Source organism: Solirubrobacter deserti (assembly GCF_027587175.1).
GTDB classification, from domain to species: domain Bacteria; phylum Actinomycetota; class Thermoleophilia; order Solirubrobacterales; family Solirubrobacteraceae; genus Solirubrobacter; species Solirubrobacter deserti.
Genome location: NZ_JAPCID010000021.1, coordinates 44038 through 63057 on the forward strand (window position 1 = coordinate 44038; position 19020 = coordinate 63057).

At 71.9% G+C, this 19020-nt stretch carries 21 protein-coding genes; 7 read left to right on the forward strand and 14 right to left on the reverse strand.

The window, feature by feature from the left end; genetic code table 11:
- The first annotated feature begins 3 nt into the window (after positions 1-3).
- On the forward strand, positions 4-1599 hold the full coding sequence (locus OJ962_RS16225; RefSeq protein WP_202954920.1) for an ATP-binding SpoIIE family protein phosphatase: 1596 nt from the start codon (positions 4-6) through the stop codon (positions 1597-1599).
- Positions 1596-1934, forward strand: a complete 339-nt coding sequence (locus OJ962_RS16230; RefSeq protein ID WP_202954921.1) for an STAS domain-containing protein — start codon at positions 1596-1598, stop codon at positions 1932-1934. The genes OJ962_RS16225 and OJ962_RS16230 overlap by 4 nt, the downstream gene beginning before the upstream one ends.
- Here the strand turns inward: OJ962_RS16230 and OJ962_RS16235 are convergent.
- Both OJ962_RS16235 and OJ962_RS16240 read right to left on the reverse strand, forming a co-directional pair.
- Positions 1898-2656 (reverse strand): helix-turn-helix domain-containing protein, encoded by a 759-nt coding sequence (locus OJ962_RS16235; protein WP_202954922.1) that lies wholly within the window; start codon positions 2654-2656, stop codon positions 1898-1900. The two genes, OJ962_RS16230 and OJ962_RS16235, sit on opposite strands and share 37 nt — an antisense overlap.
- A gap of 14 nt (positions 2657-2670) precedes the next feature.
- Positions 2671-4062: a DHA2 family efflux MFS transporter permease subunit gene (locus tag OJ962_RS16240; RefSeq protein WP_270006479.1), complete on the reverse strand. Its 1392-nt coding sequence runs from the start codon at positions 4060-4062 to the stop codon at positions 2671-2673.
- A gap of 126 nt (positions 4063-4188) precedes the next feature.
- Here OJ962_RS16240 and OJ962_RS16245 point away from each other — a divergent pair, with 126 nt between their 5' ends.
- Together OJ962_RS16245 and OJ962_RS16250 are read left to right on the forward strand one after the other, a co-directional pair.
- Positions 4189-4605, forward strand: coding sequence for a MarR family winged helix-turn-helix transcriptional regulator (locus OJ962_RS16245; protein ID WP_202954924.1), 417 nt, complete (start codon positions 4189-4191; stop codon positions 4603-4605).
- A 20-nt stretch (positions 4606-4625) separates the two neighbouring features.
- A complete protein-coding gene (locus OJ962_RS16250) occupies positions 4626-5084 on the forward strand; it encodes a VOC family protein (protein ID WP_202954925.1) in 459 nt (152 codons plus the stop codon).
- Here the strand turns inward: OJ962_RS16250 and OJ962_RS16255 are convergent.
- Genes OJ962_RS16255 through OJ962_RS16275 form a run of 5 tightly spaced genes read right to left on the reverse strand, consistent with a single transcriptional unit; the run spans position 5081 to position 9528 of the window.
- Entirely contained in the window at positions 5081-6283 is a 1203-nt protein-coding gene (locus OJ962_RS16255; RefSeq protein ID WP_202954926.1) for a kynureninase, read from the reverse strand. The two genes, OJ962_RS16250 and OJ962_RS16255, sit on opposite strands and share 4 nt — an antisense overlap.
- On the reverse strand, positions 6274-6927 hold the full coding sequence (locus tag OJ962_RS16260; protein ID WP_202954927.1) for an alpha/beta hydrolase family protein: 654 nt from the start codon (positions 6925-6927) through the stop codon (positions 6274-6276). The genes OJ962_RS16255 and OJ962_RS16260 overlap by 10 nt, the downstream gene beginning before the upstream one ends.
- Positions 6908-7996, reverse strand: a complete 1089-nt coding sequence (locus OJ962_RS16265) for an aminotransferase-like domain-containing protein (protein WP_202954928.1) — start codon at positions 7994-7996, stop codon at positions 6908-6910. Before OJ962_RS16265 ends, OJ962_RS16260 begins: the two co-directional genes overlap by 20 nt.
- Positions 7997-8007: 11 nt before the next feature.
- Positions 8008-9243, reverse strand: coding sequence for an RNA polymerase sigma factor (locus tag OJ962_RS16270; RefSeq protein WP_202954929.1), 1236 nt, complete (start codon positions 9241-9243; stop codon positions 8008-8010).
- 9 nt (positions 9244-9252) lie between these two features.
- Complete coding sequence (locus OJ962_RS16275; RefSeq protein WP_202954930.1) at positions 9253-9528, reverse strand: hypothetical protein; 276 nt, start codon at positions 9526-9528, stop codon at positions 9253-9255.
- Between the two features lie 67 nt (positions 9529-9595).
- Between OJ962_RS16275 and OJ962_RS16280 the strand changes: the two genes are divergently transcribed.
- Positions 9596-10912 carry a pyridoxal phosphate-dependent decarboxylase family protein gene (locus tag OJ962_RS16280; protein WP_202954931.1) on the forward strand — a complete coding sequence of 439 codons (1317 nt, stop codon included), beginning with the start codon at positions 9596-9598 and terminating at the stop codon, positions 10910-10912.
- Here OJ962_RS16280 and OJ962_RS16285 read toward each other — a convergent pair.
- The 5 genes from OJ962_RS16285 to OJ962_RS16305 all read right to left on the reverse strand — a co-directional run bounded on the left by OJ962_RS16285 (position 10890) and on the right by OJ962_RS16305 (position 15567).
- Entirely contained in the window at positions 10890-12158 is a 1269-nt protein-coding gene (locus OJ962_RS16285; RefSeq protein ID WP_202954932.1) for a delta-60 repeat domain-containing protein, read from the reverse strand. The two genes, OJ962_RS16280 and OJ962_RS16285, sit on opposite strands and share 23 nt — an antisense overlap.
- A gap of 96 nt (positions 12159-12254) precedes the next feature.
- Entirely contained in the window at positions 12255-13142 is an 888-nt protein-coding gene (gene sucD / locus OJ962_RS16290) for a succinate--CoA ligase subunit alpha (protein ID WP_202954933.1), read from the reverse strand.
- Positions 13142-14281, reverse strand: coding sequence for an ADP-forming succinate--CoA ligase subunit beta (sucC, locus tag OJ962_RS16295; protein WP_202954934.1), 1140 nt, complete (start codon positions 14279-14281; stop codon positions 13142-13144). Before sucC ends, sucD begins: the two co-directional genes overlap by 1 nt.
- A gap of 15 nt (positions 14282-14296) precedes the next feature.
- On the reverse strand, positions 14297-15079 hold the full coding sequence (locus tag OJ962_RS16300) for a slipin family protein (RefSeq protein WP_238931755.1): 783 nt from the start codon (positions 15077-15079) through the stop codon (positions 14297-14299).
- Between the two features lie 38 nt (positions 15080-15117).
- The gene (locus tag OJ962_RS16305; RefSeq protein WP_202954936.1) at positions 15118-15567 is read right to left on the reverse strand and encodes an NfeD family protein; all 450 of its coding nucleotides are present in this window, start codon (positions 15565-15567) and stop codon (positions 15118-15120) included.
- 67 nt (positions 15568-15634) lie between these two features.
- Here OJ962_RS16305 and OJ962_RS16310 point away from each other — a divergent pair, with 67 nt between their 5' ends.
- Positions 15635-16315: an HAD-IA family hydrolase gene (locus tag OJ962_RS16310; protein WP_202954937.1), complete on the forward strand. Its 681-nt coding sequence runs from the start codon at positions 15635-15637 to the stop codon at positions 16313-16315.
- Positions 16312-17073, forward strand: coding sequence for an MBL fold metallo-hydrolase (locus OJ962_RS16315; RefSeq protein WP_202954938.1), 762 nt, complete (start codon positions 16312-16314; stop codon positions 17071-17073). Before OJ962_RS16310 ends, OJ962_RS16315 begins: the two co-directional genes overlap by 4 nt.
- Here the strand turns inward: OJ962_RS16315 and OJ962_RS16320 are convergent.
- Both OJ962_RS16320 and OJ962_RS16325 read right to left on the reverse strand, forming a co-directional pair.
- Positions 17060-17881: a DMT family transporter gene (locus OJ962_RS16320; protein WP_202954939.1), complete on the reverse strand. Its 822-nt coding sequence runs from the start codon at positions 17879-17881 to the stop codon at positions 17060-17062. The two genes, OJ962_RS16315 and OJ962_RS16320, sit on opposite strands and share 14 nt — an antisense overlap.
- An 82-nt stretch (positions 17882-17963) precedes the next feature.
- Entirely contained in the window at positions 17964-18986 is a 1023-nt protein-coding gene (locus tag OJ962_RS16325) for an SIS domain-containing protein (RefSeq protein WP_202954940.1), read from the reverse strand.
- Between the last annotated feature and the right edge of the window lie 34 nt (positions 18987-19020).

Consider the following 19020-nt stretch of genomic DNA (forward strand, 5'->3'; position numbering starts at 1 on the left):
GCGGTGCCGTCCCAGCACGACGAACTGCACAAGCTGCGGGCTCTTCAGCGCGTCGCCGACGTCGCGCTCGCCTATCTGCCGCTGGACCAGCTGCTCAACGAGCTGCTGGAGCGGATCGCCGAGATCCTGGGCACCGACACGGCCGCGTTCCTGCTGCTCGACGAGAGCGGCGAGTGGCTCGTCGCGACCGCCGCCAAGGGCATCGAGGAGGAGGTCGAGCAGGGGGTCCGGATCCCGGTCGGCGGCGGCTTCGCGGGCCGGATCGCGGCGGAGCGGCGCGCGATCTTCATCGAGGACGTCGACCACGCCGACATCCTCAACCCGATCCTGCGCGAGAAGCGCATCCGCTCGATGCTCGGCGTCCCGCTGTTCGTCGCCGACGTCGTGATCGGCGTGTTGCACGTCGGCACGCTCACGCCGCGGATGTTCGACAGCGCCGACGCCGACCTGCTGCAGCTGGCGGCCGACCGCGCCGCGACCGCGATCGAGCGCGCGCGCTCCTTCCACCAGCGCGGCGTGGTGGAGATGCTGCAGCGCAGCCTCGTGCCGGAAGAGCTGCCGAGCGTGCCCGGCCTGGAGCTCGCCGCGCGCTACCGCCCCGCCGTGCGGCGCGGCGGCATCGGCGGCGACTGGTACGACGCGTTCACACTCGGCCGCGGCGCGATCGCGCTCGTGGTCGGCGACGTGATGGGCCACGGCATCGGCGCCGCGGCCATGATGGCCCAGATGCGCACCGGCCTGCGCGCCTACGCGCTCGATGGGCACCCACCCGCCGGCGTCGTCGACCGGCTCAACCGGCTGCTGCTCACGCTCGGCCAGCACGAGATGACCACGCTGTCCTACGCGGTGGTCGACCTCGAGCGCGAGCGGGCGACGCTCGTGAGCGCGGGTCACCTGCCGCCGATCATGCGCGGTCCCGCCGGCGAGACGGTCGTGCTGGCGGTCGAGGGTGGCCCGCCGCTGGGCGTGTCCGTCGCGGCGACGTTCCCCGAGGCGACGTTCGAGTTCCCGGCCGGAAGCGTCCTGCTGCTCGCGACCGACGGCGCCGTGGAGGTCCGCGGCGAGGGCGTGGAGGCGGGGCTCGAACGGCTGCGCGCGCTGGTGGAGGTCTCCGACGACCTCAGCGATCTGTGCCTCAACATCGCCGAGGGCGCGGTGCGGGGCACGGCGGCCGACGACGACGTCGCCGTGCTCGGCGCCCGGCTGGAGCTGCTGCCGGACACGCTGCGCACCACATGGCCCGCAACGGCCGACACGCTGCCGACCATGCGCCCGTTGCTGCGCCGCTGGCTGGGGCGCTGGGGTGCGGCCGAGGACGAGATCTACGACATCATCGTGTCCGTGCAGGAGGCCGCCGCGAACGCCGTCGAGCACGCGTACGCGCCCGGGGACGCCACTTACGAGGTCATCGGGAGCTGCGAGAACGGGCAGATCTGCTTCCAGATCCGTGACCGCGGAAGCTGGCGCGAGCCACGCGGAACGCATCGCGGGCGCGGAATCTCGATGATGCGGGCCTTGATGGAATCGGTGGACGTAACCCAGGACGAGGAGGGCACACGCGTGGAGCTGCGGCGGACGCTGGGGCGGGAGGCGGCGTGAGCGAGCTTGCGCGCGTGGACGTCGAATGGCACGGCGACTTCCCGGTCGCCGTCGTGACGGGCGAGATCGATGCCTCCAACGTCGCCGAGGTCGGCGCCGCGGTGCGCGGACTGGTGACCAACCAGTCGTCGGTGCTGGTCGTGGACCTCACGCCCACGACCTACCTGGACAGCGCCGGCATCAACCTGATGTTCTCGCTCGGGGACGAGCTGCGGTCGCGCCAGCTGTCGCTCAGGCTCGTGATCGCGCCGGACTCCTCGATCGCCCGCATGCTGAAGATCACGGGGCTCGACAAGACCTACCCGACCTTCCCCACGGTCGAAGCCGCGCTGTAGGCGGCGGGCGAGCGGCCGACGACCGCCTTGAACGCCTTGATGAAGTGCGCCTGGTCGAAGAAGCCGAGGTCGAGCGCCAGGCTTGCCCAGTCCGCTTCGCCGTCCGCCATCCGCTCGGCGGCTTCGTGCAGGCGGATGCGGTCGAGCACCCACTTCGGCGTGACGCCGACGTACTCGCGGAACAGCCGTTGGAGCGTGCGCTTGGAGTAGCCGGCGTGCGCGCACAGGTGCTCGACCCGGGTGATCGCCGGGTCGTCCAGCATCGCGCTGTGGAGCGCGACGATCTCGTCGATGCGCGGGTCGTCGGTCCAGCCGTGCGCGCGCAGCACGTCTTCGATCTCGGCGAACGTTCGCGGCCGCGGGCGGCTGAAGACGGTGTCGGCGAGGATGACCTGGTTCGTCAGCGTGTGCGCGGGGACGGGGTGGAAGGCGTGGAACCCGCCGGGGCGGAACTTGGTCGCGATCACGCGGCCTGACCCGGTCAGCTCGCGGTCGAAGCGGCCGGTGAAGACGCCGTGGATCGTCGGCGGGTCCTGAAAGGCGATGTTGACGCTCGGGTGGGTGACGATCTGCGCCGTGTACGGCTCGTCCAGGTCCCACTCGACCATCCAGTGGCGCTCGACCAGGTGGGCGAGGTCGGCGGACGGCGGCACCCGGGTGAGGCGGTAGTGGCGACCCGCCTCCTCCGGGTTCACGATGCCGCGCCGATCCACGTTGAGCACGTTCCGAATGTAACTCAGACGCTAGCTTCCGCCACCATCGCCGCGTCGGGCTGGATACGGGGCGCGCGGATGAGGCCCACGACGAGGTTCGCGATCGCCAGCCCCGCGGCGATCATCATCCCGCGCTCGAACCCCTGCGCCAGCGCGTCGGCCTGGGCGGCGCCGGCCGCGAGCGCGTCGCCGGTGCGGGTGGTGGCGGCCGTGGAGATGAGCGCGAGGCCGATCGCACCGCCGACCTGGAACGCGGCGGTGATGACGCCCGACGCCGCGCCCGCGTCCTCGTGCGGGACCTCGGCGACGGCGGCGATCTGGTTGGCCACGCCGACGAGCGGCAGGCCGAGGCCGAAGACGATCAGGCCGGGCAGCAGCGCGCCCGCGTAGCTGGAGTCGGCGCCCGCCTGGCTGAGCAGGAGCAGGCCCACGGCGCCGACCGTCGTCCCGCCCAGGTAGGCCGAGCGCGTGCCGAAGCGGGTGACGAGCTGCGCGCCGACGACGGCGGAGGCGATGGCCGCGATGCCCATCGGGACGAAGTGCGCGCCGGCCTCCAGCGCGGAGTCGCCGTGCACCTGCTGCAGGAACAGCGCGGTGAGGAAGAACATGCCGAGGAACGCGCCGCCGTTGAGCGCGAGCGCGATCGCGGAGACGCTCAGGCCGCGCACGCGGAACAGGCGCAGCGGGACGAGCGGGTCCTTGGCGCGCGCCTCGACCGCGACGAACCCCGCGAGCAGCGCGATGCCCGCGGCGAACAGGCTCAGCACCTCCGCGGATCCCCAGCCCGCGGCCTCCGTACGGATGACCCCGCCCACCACCGCGAGCAGGCCGAGGGTGCCGAGCACGGCGCCGGCGACGTCGAAGCTCGAGTCCGCCTGCACGCGCCGGCTCTCGGTGATGAACATCGGCGTGGCCGCGATCGCCAGCGCGGCGACCGGCACGTTGACGAAGAAGATCCACTCCCAGCCGAGCGAGTCGACCAGCACGCCGCCGGCGACCACGCCGAGCGTGCCGCCGATGCCGGCGAGCGCGCCCCACACGCCGAGCGCGATGTTGCGTTCACGGCCGGCGGGGAACGTGACCGTGAGCAGCGCGAGCGCCGCCGGGGACAGCAGGGCGGCGCCGACCCCCTGGACCGCGCGAGCGGCGATCAACAGGCCGTCGGAGGTGGCGAAACCGCCGGCCAGCGAGGCGGCCGTGAAGAGCCCGAGCCCGATCAGGAACAAGCGCCGGCGACCGAGGATGTCGCTCATCCGCCCGCCCAGCAGCAGGAGGCCGCCGAACGCGAGCGTGTAGCCGTTGACCACCCACTGCAGCCCTTCGGCGCTGAACCCGAGGTCGGTCTGGATGGCCGGGAGCGCGACATTGACGATCGTCACGTCCAGGACGACCATGAATTGGGCGATGGCCAGCACGGCGAGTGCAAGCCATTTTGCGCGTGAATCATTCTCTTCGTGAACGTTCATGCGGCGCACCTTACGCCGCTACGATGAATGATTCAAGTCATGAATCATTTTTCCGAGACTCTACCCTGCGAGGACATGCTGTCCCGCGGAACCCTCAGCCGGTCGGCCCTGCTGCTCGTGAAGCTGGGCAACGAGATCATGGCCCGCGCCGAGGACCCGCTGGCCGCGATCGGGCTGAGCGGGCGCCAGTACATCGTCCTCGCGGTGCTGAGCGAGGACGCGCCGCCCTCCCAGCAGGAGCTCGCGGGGCTCTGCGGCCTGTTGCCCGCGCAGATCGTGCCGGTGATCGACGAGCTCGAACGGCGCGGCATGGTCGCCCGTCAGCGCTCGGAGACCGACCGGCGACGGTCGGTCGTCACTTTGACGGAGGCCGGCACCGAGGCGTTGCGGCAGGCGGACGCGCTGGGGGACCGGCTCGTCGCCGACCTCGACGAGGGCGTGCGCCAGGCAGCCGTGGACGCCCTGGCGCGTTCTTACAATACGGCCGGCTGAGCGGCGCCTACGGTCGTGGAATGACCGTCAAGCCGATTCCCGAGGGATTTCACACCGTCACGCCCCAGCTCACCGTCGAAGGCGGCGTCGAGGCGCTGGACTTCTACGAGCGCGCGTTCGGCGCGCAGGTCCGGCTCAAGCTCGTGATGGGCGGCAAGCTCATGCACTCCGAGCTGCAGATCGGCACCTCGATCGTCGGCGTCTCCGACGCCTTCCCGGAGTACGGCTCCGTCGCGCCCAAGGGTGACGAGCCCGTCCCGGTGGCGCTGATGATCTACACCGAGGACTGCGACGCGCTGCACGACCGGGCGGTGGCGGCGGGCGCGACGTCCGTCACGCCGCCCAACGACACCTTCCACGGCGACCGCGCGTGTTCGCTGCGCGACCCGTACGGCCACCGCTGGATGATCTGCACGCACATCGAGGACATGGACGAGGCCGAGCTGCAGCGCCGCACCGAAGAGGCCATGTCGGCCTAGGTCACGCGCGAGACGGCCACGTCGATCTCGCGGTGCACCCCGCGCTCGACGAGGTCCCGCAGGCGTTCGAGCGCGTCGTAGACGTCGACGAAGCGGGTGTAGAGCGGGGCGATGCCGAGCCGGACGGAGTCCGGGCCGCGGAAGTCCGGGATGACGTCGGCGCGCTCGATCAGCGCCTTGCAGATCGGCCAGGCCTCCTCGTGCCGGAGGGAGACGTGCGAGCCGCGCAGATGCGGCTCGCGCGGCGTCCCGAGCGTGAAGCCGAGCGCCTGCAGCCACTGGTCGTGCAGCGCGATCAGCAACTCGGTCTGCGCGATCGACTTCTCGCGGATGGCCTCGATACCGGCCTCGGCGGTGATCCGCGCGCCCTCCTCCACCGCGGCGAGGACGAGGATCGGTGGCGTGCCGGCGAGAAAGCGCGTGATGCCGGGCGCGGGCTCGTACGGGCGCTCCATCTCGAACTGGCGCGCCTGGCCGAACCAGCCCTGGATCGGCGTGACCAGCGCGTCGGGGTCGCGCGCGTAGAGGAAGCCCGTCGCGCCCGGGCCGGCGTTGAGGTACTTGTAGGTGCAGCCGACGGCGTAGCGGATCGCGCGCAGGTCCACGGGCAGCGCGCCGGCCGAGTGGCTGAGGTCCCAGATCACCGTGTCCGGGAACGCGGCCATGTCGGCGAGCGCCCCGCTGCGGTAGGCGACGTGCGAGAGCACCGTGAGCGCGTCTTCCGGCACGTCGGACGGCTGCGGGCCCAGCAGCGGGTCGACGTCGAAGATCTCCAGCTCGAGGCCGCGGGCGCGGGCGATGCCCTCGAGCACGTAGCGGTCCGTGGGGAAGTTGTCCTGGTCGGTCGCCAGCTTTCGGAGATGGGGCTGCGTCTCCAGGATCGCGTTGACGAGCTTGAACAGGTTGACCGTGACGCTGTCGGCGACGAGCACCGTGCCGGGGTCGGCGCCGATCACTTCCGCGAGCGCGTCGCCCGTGCGGGTGGGCGCGTCGATCCAGTCGTGCCAGCCGCCGACGAGCTCCGAGCCCCACTCGTCGATGACCCGGTGCAGCCGCTCACGCGTGCCCTTCGGCAGCCGGCCGAGCGAGTTGCCGTCGAGGTAGAGCCTGTGCTCGTCCTCGATCACGAAGCGCTCGCGGAACGCCGCGAGTGGGTCCTTCGCGTCCAGCGCGAGGGCGTCGGCGCGCGTCACAGCCATGCCAGCACCGCCTTCCAGAGCGGGTTGTCCGGGTCGATGTGGCCGAAGTGGTCCTCGTCGGGCTCGACGATCAGCGCTGCGCCGGAGGCGGCGGCGAAGCGCTGTGAGATCTCCACGGGCACGATGTCGTCCTTCCCGCCGTGGGTGAGCAGCGTGGGGACGCCGAGCGGCAGGCGCTCGATCGGCGAGGCCACCGACGTCGGGTGCTCGCCCAGGAAGCGATCCACGACGCCGTCCGACAATCGCAGCTCGCGCGCCCGGGCCAGGTCGAGCACGCCGGCCTGGGAGACGACGCCGGTCACCCGCACGCGCGTGGCCGCGTAGGCCGCCAGGTGCCCGCCGGCGCTGTGGCCGATCGTCACGACGCGGCTGCGGTCCACGGGCAGGTGCTCGAGGAACTCGATCGCGGCGCAGACGTCGTCGAGCGTCTCCGGCACGCCGCCGCCGTTGCCGAGCCGGCGGTACTCGATGTTCCACGCCGCCCACCCGCGCGCGGCCAGGTCGGCGCACAGGTCGTCCATCAGGTCCAGCCCGTACTGGGCCTTCCAGAAGCCGCCGTGGATGACCACCGCGACCGGCCCCTCGCCGTACAGCACGCCGTACTGCGAGGGGTCGTCGCCGTACCTATGAAGCTGCGACTCCAAGGCTCTTGAGCGCCTCGGCGAGCTTGGTGATGCCCTCATCGATCTGCTCCGGCGTGACGCCCGAGTAGGCGAGGCGGAGTGTGTTCGGGCCGCCGCCGAAGTCGGTGCCCTTGACGAACTGGACCTCGCGCTGGGCCGCGGCCTTCTCGAGCTCGGCCACGTCGACGCCCTCGGGCAGCTCGACCCACATGAAGTAGCCGCCGGACGGGTTGGCGAACGTCGCGTCGGGGATCTCCCGCTGGAGCGCGTTCACGACCGCGTCCTTGCGCGCCTTCAGGTTCGTCTTGACCGTCTCGATCGCGCCGTCCATCCGCCCGGAGCGTGCGAACTGGTTCACGATCGACTGCGCGACCATGTTCGGCGAGATGTAGGTGTTGGTGGCGAGCGTCTGGATCTGCTTGATCACGGCCTGCGGCCCGACGAGGTAGCCGACGCGGATGCCCGGGCAGACGGTCTTGCTGAACGAGGACGCGTAGACGACGCGGCCGGCGTCGTCCTGGCTGAGCATGGTCGGGATCGACTCGCCCTCGAAGCGGATCGCCACGTACGGGTCGTCCTCGAAGATCGTGAAGTCGTGCTCGACCGCGAGCTCCAGCAGCGCCGTGCGCTTCTCGGCCGAGAGCGTGTAGCCCGCGGGGTTCTGGAAGTTCGGGATGATGTGGGCGAGCTTCGGGTGCACGGCCTCGCCGAGCACCGTCTTGAGCGCGTCGATGCTGATGCCGTCGGGCTCGAGGTCGACCATGCGCACGTCCGCGCCGCGGCCGCGCAGGTTCAGCAGCGTGCGGTCGTAGGTCGGGTTCTCGACGATCACCGCGTCGCCCTGCTGCACGAGCAACTCGAACAGGAACGCGTCGGCCTGCATCGAGCCGTTGGTGACGAGCACCTGCTCGACGGCCACGCCGTGCTGCTCGGCGATCCACTCGCGCAGCGGCACGTAGCCCACGCTCGTCCCGTACGCCGTCGTCCCGGCGGGGTCGTTCTCGAAGGCGAGTCGGGAGGCCTCTTTGAGGCCCTCCACGTCGACGATGTCGAGCGACGGCGCCCCACGGGCGAAGGAGATCGTGGCCATAGGCGTGGAGCCTAGCGGCGTTTACAGAGCGTGCCGACGCTGATCACGAGCGGTGCGTCCCGGCGCTGGGCCGCGTACTCGATCTCCGTCGTGCGCGACGGTCGGCCGCGGGCGAGACGGCGGTGGTCGGCCTTGGAGATCTGGTACATCGCGAGGTGCTCGAGCGCGAGCTTGCCGTCCTGCGTGCGCGGCTGGGCGAGCCCGGCGGCCACCATCCCGGCGGGGCAGCTCACGCGGGCGCTGAGCCGCTTGAACGTGCGCTGTCGCGCGGGCAGCTCGACCGTCAGCTTCGCGATCGCCACGTCGGGCGGCAGGGCGCTGCCCTTGCGGATCGGTGTGCCGATGAGGGCCCGGCCGCCGCCCTCCGCGGCCGGAGCGCGGTCGCGCACGACCTCGGTCTGGCCGGCGACCCAGGCCGTCGCGCCGCCCGCGGCGAGCACCGCGCAGCAGCCTCCGGCCACGACCTTGGTGGCGACGCCGCCGCCACCGCCGAGGCCGGACAACAGACCTCCGAGCGGGCCGAAGCCGATCGGCGGGACCAGCACGCGCAGGCGGCTGCGCGTGGCCTTCAGGTTCGCGCGGAACTCGGCGCACGCGGAGCACCCGCGGACGTGGCGCAGCGCGTGCTCGGACGGCCGGCGCTTCTCGTCGTGCGCGACAAGCAGGTCGTCGCGGATGTCGCCGCAGGCGGCGTCGCGCGCCTCAGCGGCGGCGTTGAGCCTGGTGCGGGCGCGCATGACGAGCTGGCGTGATGCCTGGGGTGTGATCTCGAGCACGCTCGCGACCTCGTCGTGGGTCAGCCCGTCGAGCTCGCGCATGAGCAGGGCGGCGCGCTGCTGCTCGGGCAGGTCCGCGAGGTCGTCGATCAGGCCGCGCAACTCGTGGCGGCGGCTGAGCGTCGAGTAGACGTCCTCGCCCGCCGGCACCTGGATCTCGTCGTCGTCATCGTCGAGCGAGACGGCTCGCGTGCGCCGCAGCTCGTCGATGCAGAGGTTGCGCACGATGCGGTGCAGCCACGGCTTGAGCTCCGCCGGCGCGCGCTCACCGCGGAGCGCCCGGTGGGCGCGGATGAACGCCTCCTGGACGATGCCCTCCGGGTCGCCCCCGTGGGTGCGCAGCGCGCGGGCGGCGGCGGCGTGCAGGCGCCGCGCGTGGCGGTCGTGGATCGCCTCGAAGGCGTCCTCCCGCCCCGCGCGGAACAGCCGGACCAGGTGGTCGTCCGAGCGCAGGCGCAGAGCGGGGTTCACCGGCGGAGCCTACCGGCAGAGATCGGCGGTCTTGACCCAACCCTTGCGCTTCGCGTTGCCGCGGGCGTCGCCATAGGCCCACCGGCCGGAAGGGCTGTAGCGGGTCACGCGGATCTTCTGGTCCTTGAACAGGGTGCCGGTCACGGTCTTGCCGGGCTTGTGCATGACGTAGGTGGACTCGGCGCAGACCGCTCGGACGCCGGTCTTGTCCGCCGCGACGGCGGGCGTGACGCCGCCGACGGCCAGGGTGGTGGTCAGCAGGAGGGTGGGGAGGATGCGGGTCATGTCGGCGTCACGAGGCGAGCGGGCGTGATGTGACGGACCTTCCCCCCTCGCGGATATTTTTCGCACCGTGGATTTTCTCGATCGTGCCCGCGACGCTGTCACGAGCTGGCGGGAGCCGGCTCCGTCGCATCCCGCCCTGCAGCCCGACGCCGCGCGGTTCGAGGCCGCCTGGGGCGAGTTCGTCGAGCGCATGGGGACGAGCTATCCGTTCCATCACCCGCGCTACGCGGGGCAGATGCTCAAGCCGCCGCACCCCGTGGCCATCGCTGCCTACACCGCGGCGCTGCACGTGAACGCCAACAACCATGCGCTGGACGGCGGGCCGGCGACGTCCGCGATGGAGGTCGAGGTGGTCGCGTGGCTGGCGCGCATGTTCGGCTTCCCGGACGACACGCTCGGGCACCTCACCTCCTCGGGCACGATCGCGAACCTCGAAGCGCTGTGGGTGGCGCGTGAGCTGCACCCGGGCAAGGCGGTGGTGTACGGGGCGAACGCGCACTACACGCACTCGCGCATGTGCGCCGTGCTGGGCGTGACCGGGCTGGAGGCGCCCGCGGACGTGCAGGGACGGATCGACCTGGACGCGGTCGAGGCGCTGTGCCGCGAGGGGCGCGTGGGCACCGTGGTGGTGACGGCGGGGACGACCGGGACCGGCACGCTGGACGACGTCGCCCGCGCCGTCACGTTCCGCGAGCAGTACGGCGTGCGCGTGCACGTCGACGCGGCCTACGGCGGCTTCTTCGCGCTGCTGGCCGATTCCGGGCTGATCGACGGAGAGCCGTTCCGCGCCATCGCGCGCGCGGACAGCGTGGTGGTGGACCCGCACAAACACGGGCTGCAGCCCTACGGGTGCGGCGCGATCCTGTTCCGCGACCCGGGCGTCGGGCGCCTGTACAAGCACGACTCGCCGTACACGTACTTCACCTCGGCCGAGCTGCACCTGGGCGAGATCTCGCTGGAGTGCTCGCGCGCGGGCGCCGCGGCGGCGGCGCTGTGGCTGACGCTGCGCTCGCTCGACCTCGCGCCGATCCTCTCCGCGGGCGTGCGCGCCGCGCGCGCGTGGGCGGAGCTGATCCGCGGCTCGGACGCGCTCACGCTCCACCGCGAGCCCGAGCTCGACATCCTCACCTACTTCCCGACGCGGTCGCGCGCGTCGGAGATCGACGCGGCGAGTGAGCAGGTGCTGCAGGCCGGCATGACGGAGGAGGATCCGGTGTTCCTCTCCACGCTGCGGATCGGCCGTGACGCGTTCGCCGCCGCGCATCCGGACGTCGAGCTCGACGCCGACGGCGCGCGCGTGCTGCGCTCAGTGCTGATGAAGCCCGAGCACGAGCCGCACGTGCCGTGGCTGCACGAGCGGGTCAGTCGAATCGCGTCACGGTGAGCGCGAAGCGGCCCGTGTAAGTGGTGCCGTTGATGCTGCGGACGAGCCGGCCCGGGCCGGCCGCGGAGCCGACGACGACGGCCTTGCTGCCCGCGACGTCGATCGCGTCCAAGCGCGTGAAGACGGGCGTGCCGCCGGGCGGGGCGCCGAGCACGGGGAAGGTGAGGCCGCCGTTGCCGAAGCGCGCGTCGCGGGCGCCGTTGGCGCGCAGGCGGACGAGCAGCGAGTCGGGCGTGCGGCCGGTGCCGGCGACGAGGATGCGGCCGGAGCGGTCGCGCACCATCGACGTGACGTGGAGGTCGCGGCCCGAGCGGGAGATCCGCGTGATGCCGTCGGAGCCGAACGCCGTGTCGAGTGAACCGTCGGCATTCAGGCGGACGACGGCGCCGCGGGCGGTGCCGGCGGCGGTGGTGTCCGTGCCGGCGACGAGCGTCGTGGTGGCCGAGCCCTGGCGCACGGCCATCGCGCCGACGTCCGGCCCGGTGCCGGAACTGAGCACGTGGGTGACGACGCCGGTGCCGCCCCAGGCGGGGTCGAGCGTGCCGGCGGCGTTCAGGCGCACGACGGTGAAGGCCGCGGCGCCGGTGGCGACCGTGTAGGTGAGCGTGCCGTCGGGGCGGATCAGCAGGCCCGTCACGCGGCCGGTCAGGCCGAGCGCGGGGTTGGCGAAGGCGGGGTCGACCGTGCCGTCGCCGAGCAGGCGCATGATGAACGGCGCGCCGTTGCTCTCGCCCCCGAGGTAGACGACGCCGTCGCGGTTCATCGTCATCGCGTGCAGGACGGCGTCGTTCGGGCCGCTGAGCACGTACCCCTGGCCGGCGCCGTAGCTCGGGTCGATCTCACCGCTCGGCAGCAGCCGCAGCGTCACGAAGCGCGTCGAGCCGTCTGCGAGCCGCAACGTGCCGGACGCGACGACGCGCCCGTCCCGCACGGTCTCGATGCCCTTCACGCCGTCCAGCGACGTGCCCGGCAGCGCCGGGACGACCTGCCCGCGCGTGCCGAACGTGCTGTCCAGCGAGCCGGACGCGCGCAGCTTGAGCACGACCAGCTGGCCCGCCGCGGACCCGCCCGCGAGCACGCGGTTGCCGGAGATGACCTTGACCGCGAAGCCGACCGCGTCGGCGTCGGTGGCCTTCAGCGTCACCGTTCCGCGCCGGCCGAAGTCCGTGTCCGGGTCACCGGCAGCGGCGAACGCGGGCGCGGGAAGGGCGAGCAGGAGGGCGAGGGCGAGAAGGAAGCGGGGCATCGTGGAGCGGGGGGGTCTCGGGGGGGCGGCAGCCCCACCGGGCGGTTACAACGCGTGGCGGGGGCAAAGGATGCGCCCCCGCCGCGCCAGGTGGTTCTACGCCGACTTCAGCGAGCCTGCGATCTCGGCCGCGATCTGCGCGACTTCGGTGGGCGTGCGGCCGACGCGGACGCCGTTGGCCTCCAGCGCCTCCTGCTTGGCCTTGGCGGTGCCGGCGGTGCCGGAGACGATCGCGCCGGCGTGGCCCATCGTCTTACCGGGCGGTGCGGTGAACCCCGCGATGTAGGCGACGACCGGCTTGGAGACGTTGGCCTTGATGAACTCGGCCGCCTCCTCCTCGGCGGAGCCGCCGATCTCGCCCGCCATCACGATCAGCTCGGTCTCGGGATCGGCCTCGAACTCGGCGATGATGTCGATGAAGCTCGACCCGGGGACCGGGTCGCCGCCGATGCCGACGATGCTCGAGTTGCCGAAGCCGGCCTGGGCCAGCTCGTTGCCGATCTGGTAGGTCAGCGTGCCGGAGCGGCTCACGACGCCGACGTTGCCCTCGGAGAAGAACGCGGCCGGGATGATGCCGACGTTGGCCTTGCCCGGCGACAGGATGCCCGGGCAGTTCGGGCCGACCAGGCGCACGTTCGGGTTCTTGGCGAGGTGGTTGTAGACGCGCAGCTCGTCGTGGGCGGGGATGCCCTCGGTGATCGCGATGATCAGGCTGATGCCGGCGTCCTCGGCCTCGAGGATCGAGTCGGCGGCGAAACGCGGCGGGACGAAGATCATCGCCGTGTTCGCGCCGGTCTCGCTGACCGCGTCGTGGAACGTGTTGAACACCGGGATGCCCTCGACGTCCTGGCCGCCCTTGCCGGGCGTGACGCCGGAGACGACGTTCGTCCCGTAGTTGCGGTTGTTGAGCGTGTGGAAGGTGCCCTCACGGCCGGTGATGCCGGAGACGCACAGCTTCGTGTCGTTGGTGACCAGGATCGCCATCAGCCAGCCAGCTCCACGACCTTCTTCGCGGCGCCGAGCATCGTCGCCTCCGTATGGACATTGGGGAGGTTCGCGTCGGCGAGCAGCTGCCGGCCCTCCTTGTCGTTGGTGCCGTCGAGGCGGACCACGAACGGCACGGTCGGCTTGATCTGGTCGAACGCCTCGATCAGCCCGCGCGCGACCTCGTCGCAGCGCGTGATGCCGCCGAAGATGTTGAACAGGACGGCGGTGACGTTCGGGTTGGAGAGGATGACTTCGACGGCCTGCGTGATCGCCTCGGCCTTCGATCCGCCGCCCGCGTCGAGGAAGTTCGCGGGCTGGCCGCCGGCCTGGTCGACGACGTCGAGCGTCGACATCACGAGGCCGGCGCCGTTGCCGAGGATGCCGACGTTGCCGTCGAGCTTGACGAACGTGAGCCCGCGCTCGCGCGCCATCCGCTCCTGCTCGTCCTCGGCCGCCGTGTTGCGCAGCGCGGCGTTGTCCGGGTGGCGGAAGAGGCTGTTGCCGTCGAGCGTGACCTTCGCGTCCAGCGCGGCGACGTTGCGGTCGGCGGTCACGATCAGCGGGTTGACCTCGACCAGCATCGCCTCCTCCTCGACGAAGGCGGTGTAGAGCTTGGTCAGCAGCGCGCCGAGCGGGCGGACGACGTCGGCGTCCACGCCGGCCTCGTACGCGAGCCGGCGCGCGTGGAAGTCCTGGAAGCCGAGCAGCGGGTCCACGTGCAGGCGCGCGATGGCCTTCGGGTCCTTCTCCGCCACCTCCTCGATGTCCATGCCGCCCTGGGTGGAGAGCATGACCAGCGGGCGCTTGGCACTGCGGTCGAAGACGATGCTCGCGTAGTACTCCGCCGCGATCTCGGACGCCGCCTCGATCCACACCTCGTGCACCGTGTGCCCGCGGATGTCCATCCCGAGGATGTTCTTCGCGTGCTCCTCGGCCTCTTGGCGGTTCTGCGCCACCTTGATGCCGCCGGCCTTCCCGCGGCCGCCGATCTGCACCTGCGCCTTGACGACGCAGGGATACCCGATCTCGTCGGCCGCCGCGACGGCCTCCTCGACGGTGGTGGCGGGGGCGCCGCTGGGCACCGGCACCCCATGGCGGGCGAACAGCTGCTTGCCCTGATATTCGAGTAGGTCCATTGTGCGCGCCGAATGTTACGAGCGCGCGTGCTCCGATGGCTGTCCGTTCACAAGTGGTGAGGCTTCGTTGCCGCGCGGCAGCTCCGGCCGGCCGGCCTCCAGCAGCGGCTTGATGAGGTCCATCGGCAGCGGGAACACGACCGTCGAGTTGTCCTTGCCGATCTCGCTGATCGTCTGCAGGTAGCGCAGTTGGATCGTCGTCGGGTTCTTCGAGATCACGTCCGCGGCCTCGCCCAGTCGCGCCGCGGCCTGGAACTCGCCCTCGGCGTTGATGATCTTCGCGCGCCGCTCGCGCTCGGCCTGCGCCTGGCGGGCCATGGCGTGCTGCATCGCCGGGGGGATGCCGACGTCCTTGATCTCGACCGTGGTCACCTTCACGCCCCACGGCTCGGTCTGCTCGTCGATGATCTTCTGCAGCTCCTCGTTGAGCGTCTCGCGCTCGGCGAGCAGCGAGTCGAGGTCGGCCTTGCCCAGCACAGACCGCAATGTCGTCTGCGCGATCTGGGACGTCGCCTTCAGGAAGCTCTCGACCTGGACGACGGCGCACTTGGGGTCGACGACGCGGAAGTAGACGACGGCGTCCACGCGCACCGGGACGTTGTCGTGGGTGATGACGTCCTGCGGCGGGACGTTCAGCGTCACGGTGCGCAGCGAGATGCGCACCATCCGGTCGATCGCGGGCACGAGCAGGACCAGGCCCGGGCCCTTGGTGTCGATCACCCGCCCGAGCCGGAACACGACCGCGCGCTCGTACTCGCGCAGCACACGCACCGACGCCGCCGCCAGCACGAGCAGCATCGCCAACACGCACACGACGGTCACCAACAGCGCCTCGATCACGGGGCCACCTCCCACTCCTCGGCCGGGCGCACGATCAGCGTCAGGCCGTTCACGTTCTCGACGACCACCGGCAGGCCGCGCGCGAGCGGCGGATCGCCGTCGAGACCCCAACCGCGGGCGCGCCACAGCCCGCCGTCCACGAACACGGCGTCCGTGCCGCGCGCCACGCCCACCCGGCCGATCAGGCTGTTGGACGCGCGCATGCGGCGCGTGGCGAGCGCCTTGCGCACGATCAGCGCGAGCGCGACCGCCCCCGCGAGGCCGACGCCGAGGCCGGCGGAGGCGGCGACCAGCGTGGCCGAGCCGGCGGCGGAGAGCAGCAGCGCGACACCGGTGGCGAGGGCGAGCACGGCGCTCGCGCCCAGCGCGCCGTGGCTCGGCACGTGGGCTTCCGCCGCCGCGAGCGCGGCGCCCGCGAGCACGAGCAGGAGGCCGAGCGTGAGCACCTATTTCTCCTGCAGAACAGGTTACTCCCGGCTCGCGCGAATGGAAATGTCATCATGCACGGCCGCGATGCCCCTCCCTAAAGAAGTCACCTTCGTCACCTTCGATGTCTACGGCACCCTGATCGACTGGGAGACCGGGGTGTACGACGCGTTTGCCAAGGAGGCGGAGAAGGACGGCTACACGCTGTCGAAGGAGGAGCTCGTGCCGCTCTTCCTCGAGACCCAGCAGGAGATCAAGGGCGGCTCGTACGAGCTGTACGCGGAGGTCCTTCGCCGGACCGCCGTCCAGATCTCACGCCAGCTCGGCTGGCCGCTGGAGCCGTCTCGCTCCGGCTTCCTCCCGGCCTCGGTGTCCCGCTGGCCGCCGTTCAAGGAGACCAGGACCCAGCTCGACCGCTTCGCCAAGAAGTTCGAGCTCGGCCTGATCTCGAACATCGACGACAAGCTGCTCGGTGAGACCCGGCGCTACTTCAAGACGGACTTCGACCTCGTGGTCACGGCGCAGCAGGTCCGCTCCTACAAGCCGGACCCCGCGCACTTCAAGGAGGCCGAGCGTCGCATCGGCACCAAGAAGGGCTGGGTGCACGTCACCTCGTCGTACTACTACGACGTGGAGCCGTGCCTGAAGGCCAAGGTCCCCGTGATCTGGGTCAACCGCAACAAGGAGACCCTCGACGCGTCGCAGAAGAAGCCGACGGCCGAGGTCAAGACGCTGCTCGAAGCGGCGAAGCTGCTCGGCGTCGCTTGAGAGCAGTCGCCCTTCACGAGGACGTCATCGCCGTCACCTCCCGCGCGTTCGCGACCGCGAGCGTGTTGGTGCGCAACGGCGGCGAGGCGTTCCTGGTGGACTCGCCCGTGTTCCCGGACGAGCTGGAGATCCTGCCCGGGATCGCCGCGCAGTCGCAGTTCAACGTCGTCGGGGTGCTGGCCACGCACGCCGACTGGGACCACCTGCTCGGCCGCTACGCGTTCCCGGAGGCGCCGCTGGGCGCCGCCGAGTCGACCGCCGCGCGGCTGATCAACGAGCCGGGCGCGGCCCAGCGCAAGCTGCGCGACTTCGACGACGAGATGTATGTGGTGCGCCCTTCCCCGCTGTCCCTGCCGGGCGCGCAGCGGCTGGACACGCCGGGCTACATCGACATCGGCGAGCAGACGCTCGAGGTCCATCCCGCCGACGGGCACACCGTGGACGGCATGGCGGTCTGGGTCCCGTGGGCGCGCGTGCTCATCCCCGGCGACTACCTGTCACCGGTCGAGATCCCGATGATCTCCGAGGGCGGCTCCGTGTCCGCCTACCTGGCGACGCTCAACCGGCTCGAGGAGCTCGTGATCGAGGCCGAGCACGTCGTCCCGGGCCACGGCGGCCCGATCGACGCGCAGCGCGCGCTCGCGATCCTGCGCGAGGACCGGGCCTATCTCGAAGGCCTGCCGGAAGCGTCGCTGCCGCTGGCGCGGCGGACCAAGGCCCAGCGCGCGATCCACGAGAAGAACCTCACACGGATATGAGCGGGACGCCCGCGAGGGCGAGCGCGACGCCGACCCGCTGAACCGGCACGAGCCGCTCGTGCAGGATCAGATAGGCCAGCGCGACGGTCACGACCGGGAACAGGCCGCCGAGGACCGAGACGAGGCTGAGCAGGCCGCCGGTGGTGGCGATCGCGAACGCGGTGTTCGCTCCCGTGTCGAGCAGGCCGATCCCGCCGAGCTTCGGGAGCTCGGAGAGCGGCGCGCGGGCGGCGGTGCGCCAGGCGAGCGCGCCGAGCACCACGACGCCGACGACCCGTGCCGCCGCGACGCCGCCGAGCGCGTCGTGCTCGGCGGCCGCGTCGAGGCAGATCAGCGCGAGGCCGATGAAGACGGCCGCGATCAGCGCGAGCTGGATCGCCCGGCGCGGGTCGATCGCGGTCGTGTGCGCGGGCTCCCGGCTGGCGAGGATCACGCCGGCCAGCGCGAGCGCCATGCCGACCCACTGCAGCGCCCCGGGGCGCTCGCCGTCGAACACGACGCCCGCGACCACCGGGACGATGCTCGACGTGGCCACGATCGGCGCGATCACGGACATCGTCCCGAGCGCGAGCGAGCGGTAGAAGCACAGGATCGCGACCGAGCCCACGACGCCCGACAGCGCTCCCGGCAGGAACGCGCCCGAGTCGACGCCGCGGATCGCCAGGATGATCGTGAGCGCGACCAGCCCGGCCGCCTGGCCGACGAGCGCGACGAGCACCGCGGGGTGGACGCGGCTGGCCCGCCCGGCGAGGAAGTCGGCCGTGCCCCAGAGCAGGGACGCCAGCAGCGCGGCGGGCGCGCCGCTCACGGGCGACGCTCGGCTGGCGGCTCGCGTCGCTGCGAGTACTCGCCCGAAGGGCTCGCACTCGGGCGCCGAGAGGGTCTGGACCTCATGTACTGGCGGCGTCCGCGGCGGCCTTGTAGGTCGGCTGCTCGCGGCGGATCAGGTCGGGGTTGGTGCCCGCCTGGTGGACGAGCTCGAGCGTCAGCAGCTGCAGCGCGATCGCGCCCGCGAGCAGCGGGTGGCCTTCGGGCAGCGCGTCGACCGTGACGGTCGGCATGCCGAGCTCGGCGACGGCGCGGCGGACGTCGTCGGCGCGCGCGTCGCGCTTGGCCGCGGCGCTCGGGTCGACGCGGATGACGATGATGCCGGTGGTGGCGTCGGCGGCCGGGAGGTGGCCGTGCAGGACCTTCTCGACGCCGAGCGGGGTGCACGGGACGTGCAGGCCCTCTTCGATCTTGAGGGCGAGCTCGCGCGCGGTGATCTCGTCCACGCCGCTGCCGGTGATGACCAGCCGCTCGGCGGACGCGAGCTGCTTGGCCGCGTCGGTGAAGCGGGCGCGGTGCTCGAGCGTGTCGGTGAGCACGCGGGCGCAGGTGGCGGCGTCGGCGGCGCCGGCGATCGCGGTGAGCGCCAGCAGCGGCGACACATAGCCGACGGTGTGACACCACGACGTGTCCACGAGCGGCGTCGCGAAGACGATGTCGGGCGCGGTGACGGTGTCGCCGCCGGTCGTGGCGGTGGCGGCCGAGGAGGGCACGATCTCGTCGGGCTTGGCGGTGATGAGGATCGTGCGGGCGCCGTTGGCGGCGGCCGCGTGCATGGCGGCGAGCGTCGCGGCCGTGCCCGCCTCGTGCGAGATCGCGATGCAGACGCCGCCGGCCTGCGGGTCGAGCGAGGCCTCGAAGGCGTCGCGCGCCGTCGCCCCCTCGATCAACGCCGCGCCGGCCATGGCCGCATGCTCGGACGTGCCGCAGCCGACGATGACGACGGGTCCGCCCTCGCGGATCGACTCGGCGGCTTCGAGCGCGGCGGACGAGGTCAGGATCGGCTCCACCAACCCCGGCTCGGCGTAGATCATCTCCTCCATGGCCCACGGCGGGCCCGTGCGCAGCTCCGGCATGTCGCTCATGCTCGAGACGGTACCGTCCGAGTGGCTCGACCAA

Bases quoted from the DNA above. Each gene is read 5' to 3' on its own strand.
- sucD (WP_202954933.1), bottom strand. From the start codon at position 13,142: ATGGCGATCCTGGTCACCAACGACACGAAGCTGTGCGTCTCCGGCATC.
- sucC (WP_202954934.1), bottom strand. From the start codon at position 14,281: ATGGACCTACTCGAATATCAGGGCAAGCAGCTGTTCGCCCGCCATGGG.
- OJ962_RS16245 (WP_202954924.1), top strand. From the start codon at position 4,189: ATGCTGTCCCGCGGAACCCTCAGCCGGTCGGCCCTGCTGCTCGTGAAG.
- OJ962_RS16255 (WP_202954926.1), bottom strand. From the start codon at position 6,283: ATGGCTGTGACGCGCGCCGACGCCCTCGCGCTGGACGCGAAGGACCCA.
- OJ962_RS16250 (WP_202954925.1), top strand. From the start codon at position 4,626: ATGACCGTCAAGCCGATTCCCGAGGGATTTCACACCGTCACGCCCCAG.
- OJ962_RS16325 (WP_202954940.1), bottom strand. From the start codon at position 18,986: ATGAGCGACATGCCGGAGCTGCGCACGGGCCCGCCGTGGGCCATGGAG.
- OJ962_RS16310 (WP_202954937.1), top strand. From the start codon at position 15,635: ATGCCCCTCCCTAAAGAAGTCACCTTCGTCACCTTCGATGTCTACGGC.
- OJ962_RS16275 (WP_202954930.1), bottom strand. From the start codon at position 9,528: ATGACCCGCATCCTCCCCACCCTCCTGCTGACCACCACCCTGGCCGTC.
- OJ962_RS16265 (WP_202954928.1), bottom strand. From the start codon at position 7,996: ATGGCCACGATCTCCTTCGCCCGTGGGGCGCCGTCGCTCGACATCGTC.
- OJ962_RS16300 (WP_238931755.1), bottom strand. From the start codon at position 15,079: ATGCTGCTCGTGCTGGCGGCGGCGTCGGTGCGTGTGCTGCGCGAGTAC.
- OJ962_RS16285 (WP_202954932.1), bottom strand. From the start codon at position 12,158: ATGCCCCGCTTCCTTCTCGCCCTCGCCCTCCTGCTCGCCCTTCCCGCG.